General features: G+C 59.3%; 17 protein-coding genes and 6 tRNA genes. 21 read left to right on the forward strand and 2 right to left on the reverse strand.

Features of this window, described 5'->3' with window-relative positions; genetic code table 11:
• Positions 1–106: 106 nt before the first annotated feature.
• The 8 genes from ACRAWE_RS13965 (at position 107) to ACRAWE_RS14000 (ending at position 4,315) form a co-directional block, all read left to right on the forward strand.
• On the forward strand, positions 107–1,549 hold the full coding sequence (locus tag ACRAWE_RS13965) for a carbohydrate-binding protein (RefSeq protein WP_063918896.1): 1,443 nt from the start codon (positions 107–109) through the stop codon (positions 1,547–1,549).
• A 284-nt stretch (positions 1,550–1,833) separates the two neighbouring features.
• Entirely contained in the window at positions 1,834–3,498 is a 1,665-nt protein-coding gene (gene asnB / locus ACRAWE_RS13970; protein ID WP_019454068.1) for an asparagine synthase B, read from the forward strand.
• A 218-nt stretch (positions 3,499–3,716) separates the two neighbouring features.
• A tRNA-Met gene (locus tag ACRAWE_RS13975) sits at positions 3,717–3,793 on the forward strand.
• Positions 3,794–3,809: 16 nt separating this feature from the next.
• Positions 3,810–3,894: transfer RNA gene (locus tag ACRAWE_RS13980), tRNA-Leu, on the forward strand.
• A 30-nt stretch (positions 3,895–3,924) separates the two neighbouring features.
• Positions 3,925–3,999, forward strand: a tRNA-Gln gene (locus ACRAWE_RS13985).
• 44 nt (positions 4,000–4,043) lie between these two features.
• Positions 4,044–4,118: transfer RNA gene (locus ACRAWE_RS13990), tRNA-Gln, on the forward strand.
• Between the two features lie 41 nt (positions 4,119–4,159).
• Positions 4,160–4,236 (forward strand) — tRNA-Met (locus tag ACRAWE_RS13995).
• Between the two features lie 4 nt (positions 4,237–4,240).
• Positions 4,241–4,315, forward strand: a tRNA-Gln gene (locus ACRAWE_RS14000).
• 87 nt (positions 4,316–4,402) lie between these two features.
• Here ACRAWE_RS14000 and ubiF read toward each other — a convergent pair.
• The gene (ubiF, locus tag ACRAWE_RS14005) at positions 4,403–5,584 is read right to left on the reverse strand and encodes a 3-demethoxyubiquinol 3-hydroxylase (RefSeq protein WP_432525496.1); all 1,182 of its coding nucleotides are present in this window, start codon (positions 5,582–5,584) and stop codon (positions 4,403–4,405) included.
• Between the two features lie 197 nt (positions 5,585–5,781).
• Between ubiF and miaB the strand changes: the two genes are divergently transcribed.
• The 12 genes from miaB to ACRAWE_RS14065 all read left to right on the forward strand — a co-directional run bounded on the left by miaB (position 5,782) and on the right by ACRAWE_RS14065 (position 17,462).
• Positions 5,782–7,206 carry a tRNA (N6-isopentenyl adenosine(37)-C2)-methylthiotransferase MiaB gene (gene miaB / locus ACRAWE_RS14010; RefSeq protein ID WP_038877474.1) on the forward strand — a complete coding sequence of 475 codons (1,425 nt, stop codon included), beginning with the start codon at positions 5,782–5,784 and terminating at the stop codon, positions 7,204–7,206.
• 120 nt (positions 7,207–7,326) lie between these two features.
• A complete protein-coding gene (locus tag ACRAWE_RS14015; protein WP_004939967.1) occupies positions 7,327–7,662 on the forward strand; it encodes a zinc ribbon domain-containing protein YjdM in 336 nt (111 codons plus the stop codon).
• A 234-nt stretch (positions 7,663–7,896) separates the two neighbouring features.
• Complete coding sequence (locus ACRAWE_RS14020; protein ID WP_004939969.1) at positions 7,897–8,952, forward strand: PhoH family protein; 1,056 nt, start codon at positions 7,897–7,899, stop codon at positions 8,950–8,952.
• A complete protein-coding gene (gene ybeY, locus ACRAWE_RS14025; protein WP_004939970.1) occupies positions 8,949–9,422 on the forward strand; it encodes an rRNA maturation RNase YbeY in 474 nt (157 codons plus the stop codon). Before ACRAWE_RS14020 ends, ybeY begins: the two co-directional genes overlap by 4 nt.
• Before the next feature lie 84 nt (positions 9,423–9,506).
• Positions 9,507–10,385 (forward strand): CNNM family magnesium/cobalt transport protein CorC, encoded by an 879-nt coding sequence (corC, locus tag ACRAWE_RS14030; RefSeq protein ID WP_004939973.1) that lies wholly within the window; start codon positions 9,507–9,509, stop codon positions 10,383–10,385.
• Between the two features lie 7 nt (positions 10,386–10,392).
• A complete protein-coding gene (gene lnt, locus ACRAWE_RS14035; protein ID WP_019454072.1) occupies positions 10,393–11,922 on the forward strand; it encodes an apolipoprotein N-acyltransferase in 1,530 nt (509 codons plus the stop codon).
• A gap of 391 nt (positions 11,923–12,313) precedes the next feature.
• Positions 12,314–13,210, forward strand: a complete 897-nt coding sequence (locus ACRAWE_RS14040) for an amino acid ABC transporter substrate-binding protein (protein WP_019454073.1) — start codon at positions 12,314–12,316, stop codon at positions 13,208–13,210.
• Positions 13,211–13,423: 213 nt separating this feature from the next.
• Positions 13,424–14,164 carry an amino acid ABC transporter permease gene (locus ACRAWE_RS14045; RefSeq protein WP_019454074.1) on the forward strand — a complete coding sequence of 247 codons (741 nt, stop codon included), beginning with the start codon at positions 13,424–13,426 and terminating at the stop codon, positions 14,162–14,164.
• A complete protein-coding gene (gltK, locus tag ACRAWE_RS14050; protein ID WP_019454075.1) occupies positions 14,164–14,838 on the forward strand; it encodes a glutamate/aspartate ABC transporter permease GltK in 675 nt (224 codons plus the stop codon). Before ACRAWE_RS14045 ends, gltK begins: the two co-directional genes overlap by 1 nt.
• Complete coding sequence (locus ACRAWE_RS14055) at positions 14,838–15,563, forward strand: amino acid ABC transporter ATP-binding protein (protein ID WP_019454076.1); 726 nt, start codon at positions 14,838–14,840, stop codon at positions 15,561–15,563. Before gltK ends, ACRAWE_RS14055 begins: the two co-directional genes overlap by 1 nt.
• 113 nt (positions 15,564–15,676) lie before the next feature.
• Positions 15,677–16,609: a pyrimidine-specific ribonucleoside hydrolase RihA gene (gene rihA / locus ACRAWE_RS14060; protein ID WP_309530980.1), complete on the forward strand. Its 933-nt coding sequence runs from the start codon at positions 15,677–15,679 to the stop codon at positions 16,607–16,609.
• Positions 16,610–16,757: 148 nt separating this feature from the next.
• Positions 16,758–17,462 carry an FMN-dependent NADH-azoreductase gene (locus ACRAWE_RS14065; protein ID WP_063918891.1) on the forward strand — a complete coding sequence of 235 codons (705 nt, stop codon included), beginning with the start codon at positions 16,758–16,760 and terminating at the stop codon, positions 17,460–17,462.
• A 40-nt stretch (positions 17,463–17,502) separates the two neighbouring features.
• Here ACRAWE_RS14065 and ACRAWE_RS14070 read toward each other — a convergent pair whose 3' ends face one another.
• On the reverse strand, positions 17,503–17,985 hold the full coding sequence (locus tag ACRAWE_RS14070) for a zinc ribbon-containing protein (RefSeq protein ID WP_019454079.1): 483 nt from the start codon (positions 17,983–17,985) through the stop codon (positions 17,503–17,505).
• A 285-nt stretch (positions 17,986–18,270) separates the two neighbouring features.
• Between ACRAWE_RS14070 and leuS the strand changes: the two genes are divergently transcribed.
• Complete coding sequence (leuS, locus tag ACRAWE_RS14075) at positions 18,271–20,853, forward strand: leucine--tRNA ligase (protein ID WP_432525497.1); 2,583 nt, start codon at positions 18,271–18,273, stop codon at positions 20,851–20,853.
• Positions 20,854–20,858: the final 5 nt, after the last annotated feature.

The raw sequence follows: 20,858 nt of genomic DNA on the forward strand, positions 1-20,858 counted from the left end.
GTTTCAGCCTGCCTGCGTTAAAAATCCTCATTATAACTTTACGCCCCGCCAATAAAGGATATTGCCGGCGAGCGGAAAACCCTTACCCCTGATTAATGAGGCTACCATGAGCACAAATAACAGTATTAATGCCCTCGCCGCCGATGACGCGGCCACTATGCCGACGATCGCCAATAAAAAAATCCTGATGGGTTTCTGGCACAACTGGGCCGCCGGCGCCAGTGACGGTTATCAGCAGGGCCAGTTCGCCAATATGAACCTGACCGACATTCCCGCCGAGTACAACGTGGTGGCCGTCGCCTTTATGAAAGGCCAGGGTATCCCGACCTTCAAGCCTTACAACCTGTCCGACGCCGAGTTCCGCCGCCAGGTGGGCGTGCTGAACAGCCAGGGCCGCGCGGTGCTGATCTCCCTCGGCGGCGCAGACGCGCACATCGAGCTGAAGGCCGGCGACGAAGACAAGCTGAAAGACGAGATTATTCGCCTGGTAGAAGTCTATGGCTTCGACGGTCTGGATATCGATCTGGAACAGGCGGCGATCGGCGCCGCCAATAATAAAACCGTCTTGCCTGCGGCGTTGAAAAAAGTAAAAGACTATTACGCCGCGCAGGGAAAAAACTTTATTATCAGCATGGCGCCGGAATTCCCGTATTTACGCACTAACGGCACCTATCTGGATTATATCAACGCCCTTGAAGGCTATTACGACTTTATCGCGCCACAATATTACAACCAGGGCGGCGACGGTATTTGGGTCGATGAACTCAACGCCTGGATCACGCAGAATAATGACGCCATGAAAGAGGACTTCCTCTACTATCTGACGGAAAGCCTGGTCACCGGCACCCGCGGCTATGCGAAGATCCCGGCAGCGAAATTCGTCATCGGCCTGCCGAGCAACAACGACGCCGCCGCTACCGGCTACGTGGTCAACAAACAGGCGGTGTATAACGCCTTCTCGCGTCTCGACGCCAAAAACCTGTCGATCAAGGGTCTGATGACCTGGTCAATCAACTGGGACAACGGCAAGAGCAAAGCCGGCGTAGCCTACAATTGGGAGTTCAAAACCCGCTATGCGCCGCTGATTCAGGGTGGCGTTACCCCGCCGCCGGGAAAGCCTAATGCGCCGACGGCGCTGACGGTCTCCGAACTGGGCGCCACTTCGCTGAAACTGAGCTGGGCCGCCGCCACCGGCGCTTTCCCGATCGCCAGCTACACCGTCTATCGCAACGGCAACCCGATCGGCCAGACCGCCGGCCTGTCGCTGGCCGACAGCGGCCTGACCCCGGCCACCCAATACAGCTACTTCGTTACCGCCACCGATACCCAGGGCAATACCTCGCTGCCCAGCAGCGCGTTGGCGGTCAAAACCGCCAACGACGGAACGCCGCCCGATCCGGGCGCGCCCGAGTGGCAGAACAGCCACAGCTATAAAGCCGGCGATGTGGTGAGCTATAAAGGCAAGAAATACACCTGCATTCAGGCGCACACCTCAAACGTCGCCTGGACGCCGGACGTCGCCTTCACCCTGTGGCAACTCATCGCCTAATCACTAATCGATTGCCGGTCGCACTGGCCGGCAATCCTGCTATCGCGTTAAAAATTGCATAATCGATAATTTTTAACGCCGATAACTGAAAATCCGTCAAAAACCATCGCCACACAAACAACTATTTCTCAGCGTAGGGCTAAAACGCTTGCATCTCCTGCAGCTTTAGGCGCATTTTCATAACCACAGCGCAGCAAAACCGCGTTATCGCTGATGAATCGGCAATGCTGCCCATAACAGTAAAAAACAACATCACAGTCATAAAAGCCCGTTAGGAGAGTTGTATGTGTTCTATTTTCGGTGTGCTCGATCTGAAGTCCGATCCCGTTGAACTGCGCAAGAAAGCGCTGGAACTGTCGCGCCTGATGCGCCATCGCGGCCCGGATTGGTCCGGCGTTTACGCCAGCGATAAGGCCATTCTGGCTCACGAACGCCTGTCGATCGTCGACGTCAACAACGGCGCTCAACCGCTGTACAACGCTGCGCACACCCACGTTTTGGCGGTCAACGGCGAAATTTACAACCATCAGGCGCTGCGCCAGCAGCTGAGCGAGCGCTATGCCTTCCAGACCGGCTCCGACTGTGAAGTGATCCTGGCGCTGTATCAGGAGAAGGGCCCGGACTTCCTCGACGATCTGCAAGGCATGTTCGCCTTCGCCCTGTATGACACCGAGAAAGACGCCTACCTGATCGGCCGCGATCATCTGGGCATCATCCCGCTGTATATGGGCCACGACGAGCACGGCAACCTGTACGTCGCCTCGGAAATGAAAGCGCTGGTGCCGGTATGCCGCACCATCAAGGAATTCCCGGCCGGCAGCTACCTGTGGAGCCAGGACGGGGAGATTCGTGAATACTATCGCCGCGACTGGTTCGATTACGACAGCGTCAAGGACAATGTGACCGACGCCGCCGCCCTGCGAACCGCGCTGGAAGAGTCGGTGAAAAGCCACCTGATGTCCGACGTGCCTTACGGCGTGCTGCTGTCGGGCGGACTGGATTCCTCGGTCATCTCGGCGATCACCAAGAAGTACGCCGCGCGCCGCGTGGAAGATCAGGAACGCAGCGAGGCCTGGTGGCCGCAGCTGCACTCCTTCGCCGTCGGCCTGGAGGGCTCGCCGGATCTGCGCGCCGCGCAGGAGGTGGCCAACCATCTGGGCACCGTGCACCATGAAATCCACTTCACCGTGCAGGAAGGCCTGGATGCCATCCGCGACGTGATTTATCACATCGAAACCTACGACGTCACCACCATTCGCGCATCGACGCCAATGTACCTGATGTCGCGCAAAATCAAGGCGATGGGCATCAAGATGGTGCTGTCCGGCGAAGGCGCGGACGAAGTGTTCGGCGGCTACCTTTACTTCCATAAGGCGCCGGACGCCCGCGAATTCCACGAAGAAACCGTGCGCAAACTGCTGGCGCTGCATATGTTCGACTGTGCGCGTGCCAACAAGGCGATGTCCGCCTGGGGCGTTGAAGCCCGCGTGCCATTCCTGGACAAGAAATTCCTCGACGTGGCGATGCGCATTAACCCGAAAGATAAAATGTGCGGCAACGGCAAAATGGAAAAGCACATCGTCCGCGAATGTTTCGAGTCCTATTTGCCGGCCAGCGTGGCCTGGCGCCAGAAAGAGCAGTTCTCCGACGGCGTCGGCTACAGCTGGATCGACACGCTAAAAGAGGTCGCTGCGCAGCAAATTAGCGATCAACAGCTCGAAACCGCGCGTTTCCGCTTCCCGTACAACACGCCGACCTCGAAAGAAGGCTACCTGTACCGCGAAATCTTCGAGGAGCTGTTCCCGCTGCCGAGCGCCGCCGAATGCGTACCGGGCGGCCCATCCGTCGCCTGCTCGTCCGCCAAGGCCATCGAATGGGATGAATCGTTCAAGAAGATGGACGATCCTTCCGGCCGCGCCGTCGGCGTGCACCAGGCCGCCTATAAATAATCGCGCGGCATTCTCCCCGGGGCGGGCCTTTTGGCCCGCCTTTTTGTTGCCTTTTCCGCCCGCCAACTGCCTGAATTGCCGATTTTATCGCCATAATGTTCACAACCCAGACAAACGGCGCTTCCGGGCGCTTTTTCGGGAAAAAACTTGTTGACGCAAATCGGTCATATACGCATAATGCGCCCCGCAACGCCGATGAAGGCAAAGCAAAAAAAGAGGGCTACGTAGCTCAGCTGGTTAGAGCACATCACTCATAATGATGGGGTCACAGGTTCGAATCCCGTCGTAGCCACCATCTCTTTTTTGCATTTGCGGGAGTGGCGAAATTGGTAGACGCACCAGATTTAGGTTCTGGCGCCGCAAGGTGTGCGAGTTCAAGTCTCGCCTCCCGCACCATTTCTCTTCATCGTCGGCGCAGTATGTTGATGGGGTATCGCCAAGCGGTAAGGCACCGGTTTTTGATACCGGCATTCCCTGGTTCGAATCCAGGTACCCCAGCCATATTCTTTCGGGAATGGGGTTTCAACATAAGATTTGTTTGCAGGTGGGGTATCGCCAAGCGGTAAGGCACCGGTTTTTGATACCGGCATTCCCTGGTTCGAATCCAGGTACCCCAGCCATAACAAACTGCTTGCAAATCAAAGAAGTAAAAAGTAACATCGGCTACGTAGCTCAGCTGGTTAGAGCACATCACTCATAATGATGGGGTCACAGGTTCAAATCCCGTCGTAGCCACCATAATTGGGGTGTCGCCAAGCGGTAAGGCTCTGGTTTCTGATACCAGCATACCCAGGTTCGAATCCTGGCACCCCAGCCATATTTAGAAAAGCCCGCTTCGGCGGGCTTTTTGCTGTCTGGCGTTCAGCCAAGCCTAACGGGCTCAGCCGCCGCTGAGCCCTGCCGGTTACAATCCCAAGGCGTATTTCAACGCATGCTCTTTCAGCTTGCCCGCCCGCTGCGCGGCCATCAGCGCCAAATTGCGCGCCACGTTCAGCGGCGCCAGGTTATTGCTGAAGGCGGTATAAAACAGATCCATGCCGCTCTGCATCAGCAGATTGTCGGTACGGCGGCGGCGCTGATAGCGCAGCAGCACTGCCTCGCTGCTCCAGTCCTCTCCCTGCTCCCGCGCCTCGCTCAATACGTTCAGCAAGGCATCCACGTCGCGATACCCCAGATTGACGCCCTGCCCGGCCAGCGGATTGATGGTATGCGCCGCATCCCCCAACAGCGCCAGCCCCGGCAGCACGTAACGCTGCGCATGGCGGCGCGTCAGCGGGAACGATCCGGCGGCGTGCACCTTGACCGGCCCCAGCCGCGGCGGGAAGGCGGCGACGATCTCACGCTCCAGCTGCGCCGGCGGCATCGCCTGCAGTTGGCGAATGCGCTGCGGGCTGTCATACCACACCAGCGACGCCCAGCTGTCGTACAGCGGCAGGAAGGCGCGCGGCCCGGACGGGAAGAAGCGCTGCCAGGTCACATCCTGCTGCGGCGCGCCGGTATCGACGGTGATCAACATGCACGCCTGGCGATACTGCCAGCCGTTGGTGCCGATCGCCGCCAGCTTGCGCACCTGCGAGTTGGCGCCGTCGGCGCCGACAACCAGACGCGCCTGCAGCGTTTCACCGCTGTCCAGCGTCAGCTGCCACGCCTTGTCCGCCCGCTGCAGCGATTGCAGCCTGGCGGGGCACAGCAGCGTCAAATTGGCGCACTGCGCGAACTGCTGCCACAGCGCCAGCTGCAGAATGCGGTTTTCCACCATGAAGCCCAGCTCCGGCAGCCCCAGTGACAGCGCATCGAACGCCACCCGCGACGATTCCCATTCCCAGGTCTCCAGCCGGCGATACGGCGCCGTGCGCATCGCCGTCACTGCGGGCCAGGCGCCAAGCTGTTTCAGCAGCCCCACCGAGGTGCAGCCGATAGCGGAAATGCGCAGGTCCGGCGGGCTTTGCGCCTCGAACGCCTGCGGCGCCTGATGTTCCAGCAACGCCACCGACCAGCCCGCCTGCGCCAGCCCGAGGGCCGCCGCCGCGCCGACCATGCCGCCGCCCACCACCACCGCGTCATACCGATTTTGAGATGTCTTCATATTGGCTATGTTTTCTGTGTGAATGCTCGCCATCCCACCCGGCATGGCGTTTTGTGCAGTGTACCGGATTTTCGCTTCGGCTTCAGGTTGCGTGCCATTTTCCCCCGCGCTGGTCACAACGGCGGCAAATGATTACAATACGCGCCCTGCATGTCGCGTAACGCAACTTTCGCTCCGCACTGAGTAATGGCAAGTCAATGACGAAAAAACTACATATCAAAACCTGGGGCTGCCAGATGAATGAGTACGATTCATCGAAAATGGCCGACCTGTTGAACAGTACGCACGGCTTCGAGTGGACCGAAAACGCCGAAGAAGCGGACGTGCTGTTGCTGAACACCTGCTCGATCCGCGAAAAAGCGCAGGAGAAAGTTTTCGCCATGCTGGGGCGCTGGCGCTTGCTGAAAGAGAAGAACCCGTCGGTGATCATCGGCGTCGGCGGTTGCGTAGCCTCGCAAGAAGGGGAGCTTATCCGCAGCCGCGCGCCTTGCGTCGACGTGGTATTCGGCCCGCAGACCCTGCACCGCCTGCCGGAAATGATCAACCACGTCCAGGGCACCCGCAGCCCGGTGGTCGACATCAGTTTCCCGGAGATCGAAAAATTCGACCGTCTGCCGGAACCGCGCGCCGAAGGCCCGACCGCCTTCGTGTCTATCATGGAAGGCTGCAACAAATACTGTACCTTCTGCGTGGTGCCTTACACCCGCGGCGAGGAAGTGAGCCGCCCGAGCGACGACGTGCTGTTCGAAATCGCCCAGCTGGCGGCGCAGGGCGTGCGCGAAGTCAACCTGCTCGGCCAAAACGTCAACGCTTACCGCGGCGCCACGCATGACGGCGAGATCTGCTCGTTCGCCGAACTGCTGCGCCTGGTGGCGGCCATCGACGGCATCGATCGCATTCGCTTCACCACCAGCCACCCGATCGAGTTCACCGACGACATCATCGCGGTGTACGAAGACACGCCGGAGCTGGTCAGCTTCCTGCACCTGCCGGTGCAGAGCGGTTCGGATCGCATCCTGACCATGATGAAACGCGCCCACACCGCGCTGGAGTACAAGGCGATTATCCGCAAGCTGCGCAAGGCGCGGCCGGCCATTCAGCTCAGCTCCGATTTCATCGTCGGTTTCCCGGGCGAGAGCCAGGCCGACTTCGAACAGACCATGAATCTGATCGCCGACGTCAACTTCGACGTCAGCTTCAGCTTCATCTATTCGTCGCGCCCGGGCACCCCGGCGGCGGACATGGTCGACGACGTCAGCGAAGAAGAGAAAAAACAGCGGCTGTACATTCTGCAGGATCGCATCAACCAGCAGGCGCTGCAGTTCAGCCGCCGCATGCTCGGCACCGTGCAGCGCATTCTGGTGGAAGGCACCTCGCGCAAAAGTGTGATGGAGCTGGCCGGGCGCACCGAATGCAACCGTGTGGTAAACTTCGAAGGCACGCCCGACATGATCGGCCAGTTTGTCGACGTGGAAATTACCGAGGTGCTGACCAACACCCTGCGTGGCGCAGTGGTGCGCACCGAGCAGCAGATGGATCTGCGCGTACATGAATCCCCGCAGTCGGTGATCGCCCGTACCCGCAAAGAAAACGCGCTGGGCGTCGGCATTTACCAGCCCTGACGCCGCGGCGGCTCGCCTTATCGCCGCCCATTCGCGCTACTCCTTACCGTTTCTCCGCCGGGCGCCCGCGCCCGGTGATTTTCTTTTTTTATTTTTTTATTGTTGAAGAGGCGACATAACATGCAACTCCCACACTGCCCGAAGTGCAACTCCGAATACACCTACCAGGACAATGCCCTGTTCATCTGCCCTGAGTGCGCCCACGAGTGGAGCGACAGCGCCCCGGCGGAAGACCAGGACGCGCTGATCGTCAAAGACGCCAACGGCAACCTGCTGGCGGACGGCGACGCGGTCACCGTGATCAAGGACCTGAAGGTTAAAGGCAGCTCCTCGATGCTGAAGATCGGCACCAAGGTGAAAAACATTCGCCTGGTGGAAGGCGATCACAACATCGACTGCAAAATCGACGGCTTCGGCCCGATGAAGCTGAAATCCGAGTTCGTGAAAAAGAACTGATTTCCGCCGGCCTTGTTCTGTGATGACGCGGCGGGCTTTGCGCCGTGCCGCGTTTTTTCCTTATCTTCCCTTGAATTCCGCCGGCGGCGCACAGATAGATCAGCGGTAAACTTGCGCCGTTGCGGCGCACCATGAATAATTCAAGAAAGAGAGTATTCAGGCTCGTCCTGAACGCGCGCGTCCCGGACGCGCTATGTGACATCAACCAGGCCCGATGTGACCTAGAGGAATAGTTTGAACGTCGCAACACAAGAAATTTTGTTAGAGCCCGCAGACAACCAGCGTTTGCTCAGCCTGTGCGGCCCGTTTGATGACAACATCAAGCAGCTCGAGCGCCGATTGGGCATCGAAATCAATCGCCGCGACAACCGTTTCAAGCTGGTCGGCAAGAACCTGTGCGTGGTCGCCGCCGCCGATATCCTGCGCCATCTGTACGTGGATACCGCGCCGATTCGCGGCGTGATCCCGGATATCGATCCGGAGCAAATCCATCTGGCTATCAAAGAGAGCCGGGTGCTGGAACAGGTCGCCGACAGCGTGCCGGATTACGGCAAGGCGGTCACCATCAAAACCAAGCGCGGCATGGTGAAACCGCGCACGCCTAACCAGGCGCAATACATCGCCAACATTCTCGATCACGACATCACCTTCGGCATCGGCCCGGCGGGTACCGGCAAAACCTACCTGGCGGTCGCCGCTGCGGTGGATGCGCTGGAGCGTCAGGAAATTCGCCGCATTCTGCTGACCCGCCCTGCGGTCGAAGCCGGCGAAAAGCTGGGCTTCCTACCGGGCGATCTGAGCCAGAAGGTCGATCCTTACCTGCGCCCGCTGTACGATGCCCTGTTCGAAATGCTGGGCTTCGAGCGCGTGGAGAAGCTCATCGAGCGCAACGTGATCGAAGTCGCGCCGCTGGCCTACATGCGCGGCCGCACGCTTAACGACGCCTTTATCATTCTGGATGAGAGCCAGAACACCACCATCGAACAGATGAAGATGTTCCTGACGCGCATCGGCTTCAACTCGAAGGCGGTCATCACCGGCGACGTCACCCAGATCGACCTGCCGCGCAACCAGAAATCCGGCCTGCGCCACGCGGTGGAAGTGCTGTCGGACGTGGAAGAGCTGAGCTTCAACTTCTTCCACAGCGAAGACGTGGTGCGCCACCCGGTGGTGGCCCGCGTGGTCATCGCCTACGAGGCCTGGGAAGCGGCCGAACAGAAGCGCAAAGACGCGATTGCCGAACAACGTAAGCGCGAGGCGCTCGCTGCCTCCGAGCAGGAGACACCATGAGTCAGGTGATTTTGGATCTGCAGATTGCCTGTGAAAGCAGCGACGGCCTGCCGGATGAAGCCACTTTCCAGCGCTGGCTGGAAGGCGTGCTGCCGCAATTTCAGGAAGAAGCCGAGGTGACCGTGCGTCTGGTAGACGAAGCGGAAAGCCACGAGCTGAACCTGACCTACCGCGGCAAAGACAAGCCGACCAACGTGCTCTCTTTCCCGTTCGAGGCCCCGCCGGGCATCGAGCTGCCGCTGCTCGGCGATCTGATCATCTGCCGCCAGGTGGTTGAACAGGAAGCGATTGAGCAAGGCAAGGCGCTGGAGGCACACTGGGCGCATATGGTTGTCCACGGCAGCCTTCATCTGCTAGGGTATGACCACATCGAAGACGATGAAGCCGAAGAAATGGAGTCTTTGGAAACCGAAATCATGCACGGACTGGGCTATCCTGATCCGTACCTGGCGGAAAAAGACCCCGTCTGACGTCAGCCGTGTATCCCACAGCCCCCTGCGGGGCTGTCGCTGACGCCCCTTAACTCTGACATGAGTGACAGTAACGAAAACGCCATGAGCGACGACCATTCACAAAGCAATGACAGCCCCAGTCCCAAGAAGGGGTTCTTTACTCTTATCCTTAACCAGCTGTTCCACGGCGAGCCCAAAAACCGTGGCGATCTGGTCGAGCTGATCCGTGATTCCGAACAAAACGACCTGATCGATCCCGATACCCGCGACATGCTGGAAGGCGTGATGGATATCGCCGAGCAGCGCGTGCGCGACATCATGATCCCCCGCTCCCAGATGGTGACGCTCAAGCGTAACCAAACGCTGGAAGAGTGCCTGGACGTGATTATCGACTCCGCCCACTCGCGCTTCCCGGTGATCAGCGAAGACAAAGATCACATCGAAGGCATCCTGATGGCCAAGGATCTGCTGCCGTTCATGCGCGCAGACTCCGAGCCGTTCAGCATCGACAAGGTGCTGCGCACCGCGGTGGTGGTGCCGGAAAGCAAGCGCGTCGACCGCATGCTGAAAGAGTTCCGCTCCCAGCGCTACCACATGGCGATTGTCATTGACGAATTCGGCGGCGTGTCCGGCCTGGTCACCATCGAAGATATTCTGGAACTGATCGTCGGCGAGATCGAAGACGAATACGACGACGAAGACGATCTGGATATCCGCCAGCTCAGCCGCCACATGTATACCGTGCGGGCGTTGGCGCCGATCGAAGACTTCAACGAAGCCTTCGGCACCCATTTCAGCGACGACGAGGTCGATACCATCGGCGGTTTGGTGATGCAGGCCTTCGGTCACCTGCCGGCGCGCGGGGAAACCATTGAAATCGAAGGTTACCTATTTAAAGTTGCCATGGCCGACAGTCGACGTATCATCCAGGTTCATGTAAAAATTCCGGACGATTCTCCACCACCGAAACTGGAAGATTAAATCCAACATGGCTAAAGCCTCATTGCTTGAACGCCAGCGGGTTCGCGCCCTGCTGGCGCTGTTGTCAGGCGCCGGCGGGACGCTGGCGTTCTCCCCCTACGATTTCTGGCCTGCAGCCATCGTCTCCCTATTCGGCCTGCTGGCCGTTACCCTCAATCGCACCACCAAACAGTCCGCCCTGCTCGGCTTTATCTGGGGCTTCGGGCTGTTCGGCAGCGGCATCAACTGGGTGTATGTCAGCATCGCCGATTTCGGCGGCATGCCGTTCGCCGTCAACGTCTTCCTGGTGGTGCTGCTCGCCGCTTACCTGTCGCTGTATACCGGGCTGTTCGCCGGGCTGCTGACGCGCCTGTGGCCGGCTACCCGCTGGTGGCGGCTGGCCATCGCCGCACCGGCGCTGTGGCAGGTAACCGAATTCCTGCGCGGCTGGGTGCTGACCGGCTTCCCCTGGCTGCAGTTCGGCTACAGCCAGATCAACGGCCCGCTGAAGGGCATCGCGCCGCTGCTGGGCGTCGACGCCATCACCTTTATGCTCATGTCCATCGCCGGCCTGCTGGTGTACGCCGTCAATCAGCGCCGCCTCTCGGCTGCGGTGATCGCCGCCGCGCTGCTGCTGTTGCCGTGGCCGCTGCGCCAGCTGCATTGGTTTACTCCGCAGCCGGATAAAGCGGTGAACGTCGCCATGGTGCAGGGCAACATTCCCCAGTCGATGAAGTGGGATCCGAGCATTCTGCTCAGCACGCTGCAAACCTATCTGGATGAAACGCGCCCTTATATGGGCAAAGCGCCGATCATCATCTGGCCAGAATCCGCCATCCCTGACTTCGAGCCGCGTCAGAACGGCTTCCTGACCATGATGGATGACCTGATGCGGGCGAAGAACAGCAGCCTGATCACGGGGATTGTCGATGCGCGCGCCACCCCGCAAGGCGTGCAGGAATACAACAGCGCCATCGTGCTCGGCGAACCGACGCCGTACAGCTACCCGGCCAAAGATCGCTACAACAAGCACCACCTGGTGCCGTTTGGCGAATTCGTGCCACTGGGTGAGCTGCTGCGCCCTATCGCACCGTTCTTCAATCTGCCGATGTCCGGTTTCAGCCGCGGCGACTATGTACAGCCGCAGCTCAGCGTGCGCGGTTACAACCTGACGGCGGCGATCTGCTACGAGATCGTGCTGGGCCAGCAGGTGCGCGATAACTTCCGCCCGGACACCAACTTCCTGCTGACCATCTCCAACGACGCCTGGTTCGGCCACTCCATCGGTCCGTGGCAACACTTCCAGATGGCGCGCATGCGCGCGTTGGAGCTCGGCCGGCCGCTGCTGCGCAGCACCAATAACGGCGTTACCGCCGCGGTGGACGCCAACGGCGAGGTGATCGCCGAAATCCCGCAGTTCACCCGCAAGGTGCTCGAAGTGAAGGTCACGCCGACCACCGGCGTCACGCCTTACGCGCGTTTCGGCGGCACGCCGCTGTGGGTGATCACCCTGCTGCTGGGCGGTTGGGCGTTGATGCTGGGCCTGCGCCGCAAATAGTCCTCTTCGCCGGGGCGCGCCCGCCGCGCCCCGCGTTCCCGTCAATATTCCTCCCCGGTTAGAAAACGCCGTTAAATCAACGCGGCTGGCACACTCCTTGCTTTATCTATGGCGACCTCTCGCGCCGGTTTATTTTTGCTGACGTTTTGTCGCACCCGTGCACATTTTGGGTGCATATGACGCACCGCACGGGTGCTTCAGGGTTTTGTTGCATTGATTTGGTGCGCGCGGCGTCTCAAAAAATGAAACATTTTAGTTTCAAGGTATTCACAATCGGTTATTTTTTAACGGCTATCTGTTCTAAGACTATCTTTATAATTTGAGCAATAAATAGTCGATTTAACCTGACGCTCTTTAGTCAGAGCCACCACAACAGCAAAGGAGTTGGACCATGCAAATGCGTAAATTGGCGTTATCGTTACTGCTGCTCGGTGCGGCAGGTAGCGTGGCGCACGCGGAAGACCTGACCGGTACGCTGAAGAAAATCAAAGACAATGGCGTGATCGTTGTCGGCCACCGCGAATCGTCAGTGCCCTTTTCCTACTACGACAACCAACAAAAAGTTGTGGGCTACTCTCAGGACTACTCCAACCAAATCGTTGAAGCTGTTAAGAAAAAGCTTAATGCACCGAATCTGCAGGTGAAAATGCTGCCGATTACCTCGCAGAACCGCATTCCGCTGCTGCAAAACGGCACCTATGACTTCGAGTGCGGCTCCACCACCAATAACCTCGAGCGCCAGAAACAGGCCGCCTTCTCCGACACCATTTTCGTGGTCGGCACCCGCTTGCTGGTGAAGAAAGGCTCCGACATCAAAGACTTTAAAGACCTGGCCGGCAAACCGGTGGTCGTTACCTCCGGCACCACCTCCGAAGTGCTGCTGAACAAGCTGAACGACAGCGACAAAATGAACATGCGCATCATCAGCGCCAAAGACCACGGCGACTCCTTCCGCACCCTGGAAAGCGGCCGCGCGGTGGCCTTTATGATGGATGACGCCCTGCTGGCGGGTGAGCGCGCCAAGGCCAAGAAGCCGGATCAGTGGGAAATCATCGGCACGCCGCAGTCGAAAGAAGCTTACGGCTGCATGCTGCGTAAAGACGATCCTGCGTTCAAGAAACTGGTCGATGACACCATCGTCCAGGCGCAAACCTCCGGCGAAGCGGCCAAGTGGTTTGATAAATGGTTCAAGCAGCCTATTCCACCGAAAAACCTCAACATGAACTTCGAACTGTCGGACGACATGAAGCAGCTGTTCAAAGAACCTAACGACAAGGCATTGAACTAAATAGAATGACAGCCGGAGCGGCCGCCAGGCCAAACCGGCCCAGTTGATGACTGGGACAGACAGGTATGAGGGGGGCCGTTCCCCTCCCTCATTTTCCCCAAGGCGCATCACCGACCTCCGCACACAATAAGCCAGCCAGACTGGCCGCGCGGCGATCGGCGCTCATCAAGTCATCAATCTTCGGCGCTCTGCGCCCGTTTACCGGAGTTTGTTATGTCAATAGATTGGAACTGGGGTATCTTCCTGCAGCAGGCCCCGTTTGGGAACACCACATACCTCGGCTGGATCTGGTCCGGCTTTCAGGTCACGGTGGCCCTCTCCGTCTGTGCATGGATTATCGCTTTCTTCGTCGGTTCGCTGTTCGGTATCTTGCGTACCGTACCCAACCGCTTTCTTTCCGCCCTCGGCACCTGTTACGTCGAACTGTTCCGCAACGTGCCGCTGATCGTGCAATTCTTTACCTGGTATCTGGTGATCCCCGAACTGTTGCCGGCCAATATCGGCACCTGGTTTAAAAGCGAGCTGGATCCCAACGTGCAGTTCTTCGTCTCCTCCATGCTCTGCCTGGGGCTGTTTACCGCCGCCCGCGTTTGCGAGCAGGTGCGCGCCGCCATTCAATCCCTGCCGCGCGGTCAGAAAGCGGCCGGGCTGGCGATGGGCCTGACGCTGCCGCAAACCTACCGCTACGTGCTGCTGCCGAACGCCTATCGGGTGATCGTGCCGCCGATGACCTCGGAGATGCTCAACCTGGTCAAAAACTCTGCCATCGCCTCAACCATCGGGCTGGTGGACATGGCCGCACAGGCCGGCAAGCTGTTGGATTACTCCGCACACGCCTATGAATCCTTTACCGCCATCACGCTGGCTTATATCGGCATCAACGCCGTTATCATGCTGTTTATGCGTCTGGTCGAAAAGAAAGTGCAGTTGCCTGGCAACCTGGGGAGTAAATAATGTACGAATTTGACTGGGCGTCGATCGTCCCAAGCTTCCCTTTCCTGCTGCAGGGCATGGCGATCACGCTGAAGATCACCGTGACCGCCATCGTGGTCGGCATCCTGTGGGGCACCGTGCTTGCGGTGATGCGTCTGTCGCCGTTCAAGCCGATCAGCTGGTTCGCCACCCTGTACGTCAACCTGTTCCGCTCGGTGCCGCTGGTGATGGTGCTGCTGTGGTTCTATCTGGTGGTTCCAAGCTTATTACAACAGGTTCTAGGGTTGTCGCCGAAAACCGATATTCGCCTGATCTCGGCTATGGTAGCCTTTTCCCTGTTTGAAGCAGCCTATTACTCGGAAATCATCCGCGCCGGCATTATCAGCATCTCGCGCGGCCAATCCTCCGCCGCGCTGGCGCTGGGCATGACCCACTGGCAATCCATGCGGCTGGTGATCCTGCCGCAGGCGTTTCGTGCCATGGTGCCGCTGCTGCTGACTCAGGGCATCGTGCTGTTCCAGGATACGTCGCTGGTTTACGTTCTGAGCCTGGCCGACTTCTTCCGCACCGCATCGACCATCGGCGAACGCGACGGCACCCAGGTTGAAATGATCCTGTTCGCCGGCTTTGTCTATTTTGTTATCAGCCTCGCCGCCTCGGCGCTGGTAAGCTATTTGAAGAAAAGGACTGTTTGATGATATCCCTGAAAAATGTTTCTAAGTGGTACGGTCACTTTCAGGTGTTGACCGATTGCACCACCGAAGTGAAAAAAGGCGAAGTGGTCGTCGTCTGCGGTCCTTCAGGTTCCGGCAAGTCCACCCTGATCAAAACCGTCAACGGCCTTGAGCCGATCCAGCAGGGCGATATCCTGGTGAACGGCACGCCGGTCAACGACAAGAAAACCAATCTGGCGCAGCTGCGCGCCAAGGTCGGCATGGTGTTCCAACACTTTGAGCTGTTCCCGCATCTGTCGATCATCGACAACCTGACACTGGCGCAGGTGAAAGTGCTCAAGCGCGACAAAACCGCCTCACGCGAGAAGGGGCTGAAGCTGCTGGAACGCGTCGGCCTTTCCGCCCACGCCAACAAGTTCCCCGGTCAGCTGTCCGGCGGCCAGCAGCAGCGCGTCGCCATCGCCCGCGCGCTGTGCATGGATCCGATCGCCATGCTGTTCGATGAACCGACCTCGGCGCTCGATCCGGAAATGATCAATGAAGTGCTGGACGTGATGGTCGAGCTGGCGAACGAAGGCATGACCATGATGGTGGTGACCCACGAAATGGGCTTCGCCCGCAAAGTGGCGAACCGGGTGATCTTTATGGACGAAGGCAAAATCGTCGAAGACCGCAACAAAGACGATTTCTTCAACAACCCCGAATCCGAGCGCGCCAAGGACTTCCTGGCCAAGATCCTGCACTAAGTTCCCTCTATGCGCCCCGCCAGGGGCGCATCTTTTCTCCCGGCACTAAAAGCGCTTGTTTCTCCCCGGTTTTGATCCGATGCTCGCAGGATAACAAACAGAGGAGAAAGAACATGCCCCGCCCTATTATCATCGATTGCGATCCCGGCCTCGACGACGCCATCGCGCTGGCCATGGCGCTGCGTTCGCCGGAGCTGGACGTCAAAGCCATCACCACCTCCGCCGGCAACCAGACGCCGGAGAAAACCCTGCATAACGCGCTGGGTCTGTTGACCCTGATGCAGCGCGAAGACATTCCGGTCGCCGCCGGCGCCAGCGGCCCGCTGATGCGCGAGCTGGTGATCGCCGACTATGTCCACGGCAAAACCGGCATGGGCAACACCCACCTGCCGACACCGACCCTCAAGCCCGCCCCCCGCGGCGCCGTTGAGCTGATCGCCGACCTGCTGCGCACCAGCCCCCAGCCGATCACCCTGGTGGTGACCGGCCCGATGACCAACATCGCCCTGCTGTTGGCCCAGCATGCCGAGCTGAAAAGCCGCATCGAACGCATCGTATTTATGGGCGGCGGCATGAACGCCGGCAATACCACGCCGGTGGCGGAATTCAATATCTTCGTCGATCCCGAAGCCGCCGAAATGGTGCTGAAATCCGGCGTGCCGCTGACCATGGCCGGGCTGAACGTCACCCATCAGGCGCTGGTGCTGCCGCAGGATATCGAGCGCATTCGTCAGATAGACAATCCGGTCGCCCAGGCGGTGGCGGAGATGCTCGATTTTTATCTGCCGCTGTACCTCAGCCATCCGCGCGGCCTGCCCGGCGCGGCGATGCACGATCCCTGCACCATCGCCTGGCTGCTGGCGCCGCAGCTGTTTACCGGCGTAGAACGCTGGGTGGGTGTGGAAACCAAAGGGGAATACACCGTCGGCATGACGGTGGTGGACTATTTCCAGCAAACCGGCAAAGCGGCCAACGTGGAAGTGCTGACCGGCATCAACCGCGAAGGCTTTATCGATCTGCTGGCCGAGCGCGTAGCGCGTTATTAATCCCTTCGGGGCGCGCTCGCGCCCCTCATTCAACTTTTTTGATTTAACTCAGCGAATTTTTGCGCTATCACTGTTCATGGCTTGCCTCTACCATGCGTTTACACCGACTGACATCGTTACCGATTAAACCTCGCCTGGAGATAAGCCAATGAGCCGCGTACTGGTCCTGAAATCAAGCATTCTGGGTGAATATTCCCAGTCTGGAAAATTAGTCGATTTTTTTGTTGAACAATGGCGTGAAACTCACCCTGAAGACACCTTTACCGTGCGCGATCTGGCCAACCCGACGCTGCCGGAGCTGGATGGCGAAGTGATGGCCGGTTTTTCCGCCGGCGACAAACCGCTGACGCCGCACCAGCAAAGCACCCTGGCGCTGTCCGACGAGCTGATTGCCGAACTGAAATCACACGACACGCTGATCATCAGCGCGCCGATGTACAACTTCAATATCCCGACGCAGCTGAAGATCTACTTCGATCTGATCGCCCGCGCCGGTCAGACGTTCCGCTATACCTCCGCCGGCGCCGAAGGGCTGGTGACGGGCAAGAAAGCGATCGTCATCTCCAGCCGCGGCGGCATCCACGCCGACACGCCGACGGATCTGATCACGCCGTACGTGAAGCTGTTCCTGGGCTTTATCGGCATCACCGACGTTGAATTCGTGCTGGCAGAAGGCTTTGCCTACGGCCCGGAAGCGGCGGAAAAAGCCGCTCAGGACAGCCGCATCGCGGTCGCGCAGAAAATCCCGGCCGGCGTCGCCGTAGCGGCTAGCGCGCCGGCGCAGGCGAAAGCTGCCCCGGCAACCGTCAGCGGCGGTTTCCTGAGCAACCTGCTGAAGAAACTGTTCCGTTAAACGCCGGCCTTAGCGTTCCCCGCCCTGACGGGGAACGTCATCAAGGTTCAAACGGCCGGCGCTGGAACTGGTCGTGGCCGCATTTCGGGCACAGCGGCAGCACTTCCGGGGTGTAAAAAGCCAGGTGATAGTGGCATTGCTCGCACACCAGATTGCCCAGCCCCACCACTTCACCGCTGTGGTAAACGCCGTGGTGGCTGACGTCCTTGAACACCTCGCGCCACTCCAACTGGGTTTTGTCGGTGATATCCGCCAACTCCTGCCACAGACTCTCTTTGATCACCCGCATAAATACGCTGTCGGTAAATTCGTCCCGGCTCTCCTGGTAGCTGCGGGCAAACTCTTCCAGATCGCGCCGCACCGCCTGCGTCACCTGCCGCACCTCGTCGCGGGTCAGACCTTCGGCCTCGTTCAACCGCCGCTCCGCGCTGGCCACCAGGGCGTCGATATCTCGTTCACCGTTTTTCAGGCGTTCGGTCAGCGATGCCACCAATTCGCGGTAATACTGAGCAACCTTGTTCATAGACTCTCCTCGATAAACGCTGCGCCGGACTTGGCTGTAGGGATACCCCTAAGCTACTTGTTCTTATTTTAGCCGTAAATGACTGATGTCACTTGGCAAGACGCGGGATCCGCAGGTTGTGAGCCGCGTCATGGCGGCGTTTTTTTTAAATGCGCCGAGTCAGGCGCTTGGAGTTGTTGCCGGGAGGTCTTATCAGCTATGCTATGCGGATCTACGAATACTAAATGTTCATTGCGTTGCCTCTGACCGGGGCAACGGTTTACACCTACAGGACCACCGGCCGCCATGCAAGAGCAATACCGTCCAGAAGACATAGAATCGAACGTACAGCTTCACTGGCAAGAGAAGCAGACTTTCAAAGTTACCGAAGACGACAGCAAGGAAAAGTACTACTGCCTATCCATGCTGCCTTACCCGTCCGGCCGACTGCACATGGGCCACGTTCGTAACTACACTATCGGCGACGTGATCTCGCGCTATCAGCGCATGCTGGGCAAAAACGTACTGCAGCCGATCGGCTGGGATGCGTTCGGCCTGCCGGCGGAAGGCGCAGCGGTGAAAAACAACACCGCGCCGGCCCCGTGGACCTACGACAACATCGAATACATGAAGAATCAGCTGAAACTGCTGGGCTTCGGCTATGACTGGGATCGCGAAATCGCCACCTGCCAGCCGGAATACTACCGCTGGGAACAGTGGTTCTTCACCAAGCTGTATGAAAAAGGCCTGGTCTACAAGAAGACCTCGGCGGTGAACTGGTGCCCGCACGATCTGACCGTGCTGGCCAACGAACAGGTTATCGACGGCTGCTGCTGGCGCTGCGACACCAAGGTCGAGCGTAAAGAGATCCCGCAGTGGTTCATCAAAATCACCGCCTACGCCGATCAGCTGCTGAACGATCTGGACACGCTGGAAAGCTGGCCGGAGCAGGTGAAAACCATGCAGCGCAACTGGATTGGCCGCTCCGAAGGCGTGGAAATCACCTTCGACGTGGCGGACAGCGAAGAGAAGCTGACGGTTTACACCACCCGCCCGGACACCTTCATGGGCGCCACCTACGTGGCGGTCGCCGCGGGCCACCCGCTGGCGCAACAGGGCGCGCGCAACACCCCGGCGCTGACCGAGTTCATCGACGAATGCCGCAACACCAAAGTCGCCGAAGCCGAAATGGCGACGATGGAGAAGAAAGGCATGCCGACCGGCCTGTTCGTTGTCCATCCGCTGAGCGGCGAGAAGCTGCCGGTGTGGGTCGCCAACTTCGTGCTGATGGAATACGGCACCGGCGCCGTGATGGCGGTACCGGCGCACGACCAGCGCGACTGGGAATTCGCCACCAAATACGATCTGCCGATCAAGCCGGTGATCCTGAACCTCGACGGCAGCCAGCCTGACGTGAGCGCCGAAGCGATGACCGACAAAGGCGCGCTGTTCAATTCAGGCGAGTTCGACGGCCTGGATAATGAAGCGGGCTTCAACGCCATCGCCGACAAACTGGTCGCCAAGGGCGTGGGCCAGCGTAAGGTCAACTACCGTCTGCGCGACTGGGGCGTTTCCCGTCAGCGTTACTGGGGTGCGCCAATCCCGATGGTGACGCTGGAAGACGGCACCGTAATGCCGACGCCGGAAGACCAGCTGCCGGTGATCCTGCCGGAAGACGTGGTCATGGACGGCATCACCAGCCCGATCAAGGCCGACCCTGAGTGGGCGAAAACCACCGTCAACGGCCAGCCGGCGCTGCGCGAAACCGACACCTTCGACACCTTTATGGAGTCCTCCTGGTACTACGCGCGCTACACCTGCCCGCAGTATGACCAGGGCATGCTGGATCCGGCCGCCGCCAACTACTGGCTGCCGGTCGATCAATATATCGGCGGCATCGAACACGCCATCATGCACCTGATGTACTTCCGCTTCTTCCACAAGCTGATGCGCGATGCGGGCCTGGTGGATTCGGACGAGCCGGCCAAACGCCTGCTGTGTCAGGGCATGGTGCTGGCCGACGCCTTCTACTACACCGGCAACAGCGGCGAGCGCGTCTGGGTATCCCCGGTTGACGCCACCGTCGAGCGCGACGACAAGGGCCGCATCACCAAGGCCACCGATCCGCAAGGCCGTGAACTGGTCTATGCTGGCATGAGCAAAATGTCGAAGTCGAAGAACAACGGCATCGACCCGCAGGAGATGGTGGAAAAATACGGCGCGGACACCGTGCGTCTGTTCATGATGTTCGCTTCACCGGCAGAAATGACGCTGGAGTGGCAGGAATCCGGCGTGGAAGGGGCGAACCGCTTCCTGAAACGCGTGTGGAAACTGGCCTACGATCACGTGGAAAAAGGCGCGGTACAGCCGCTGGACGTGGCGGCGCTGAACGAAGATCAGAAAGCGCTGCGCCGCGATCTGCACAAAACCATCGCCAAGGTGACCGACGATATCGGCCGCCGTCAGACCTTCAACACCGCGATCGCCGCCGTGATGGAGCTGATGAACAAACTGGCCCGCGCGCCGCAGGAGAGCGAGCAGGATCGCGCGCTGCTGCAGGAAGCGCTGCTGGCCGTAGTTCGCATGCTGTATCCGTTCACCCCGCACGTGTGCTTCACCCTGTGGCAGGCGCTGGGCGGCGAAGGCGACGTGGACACCGCGCCATGGCCGGTTGCCGACGAGCAGGCGATGGTCGAAGACTCCAAGCTGGTGGTGGTGCAGGTGAACGGCAAGGTTCGCGCTAAAATCACCGTATCTGCCGATGCGACCGAAGAGCAAGTGCGCGCGCGCGCTGCCGAAGAGCATCTGGTGGCTAAATATCTGGACGGCGTCACGATTCGCAAAGTGATCTACGTTCCGGGCAAACTGCTTAACCTGGTTGTGGGTTAACACAA

It is taken from the genome of Serratia sp. BFP-2025 (genome assembly GCF_050880365.1).
Taxonomy (GTDB): domain Bacteria; phylum Pseudomonadota; class Gammaproteobacteria; order Enterobacterales; family Enterobacteriaceae; genus Serratia; species Serratia surfactantfaciens.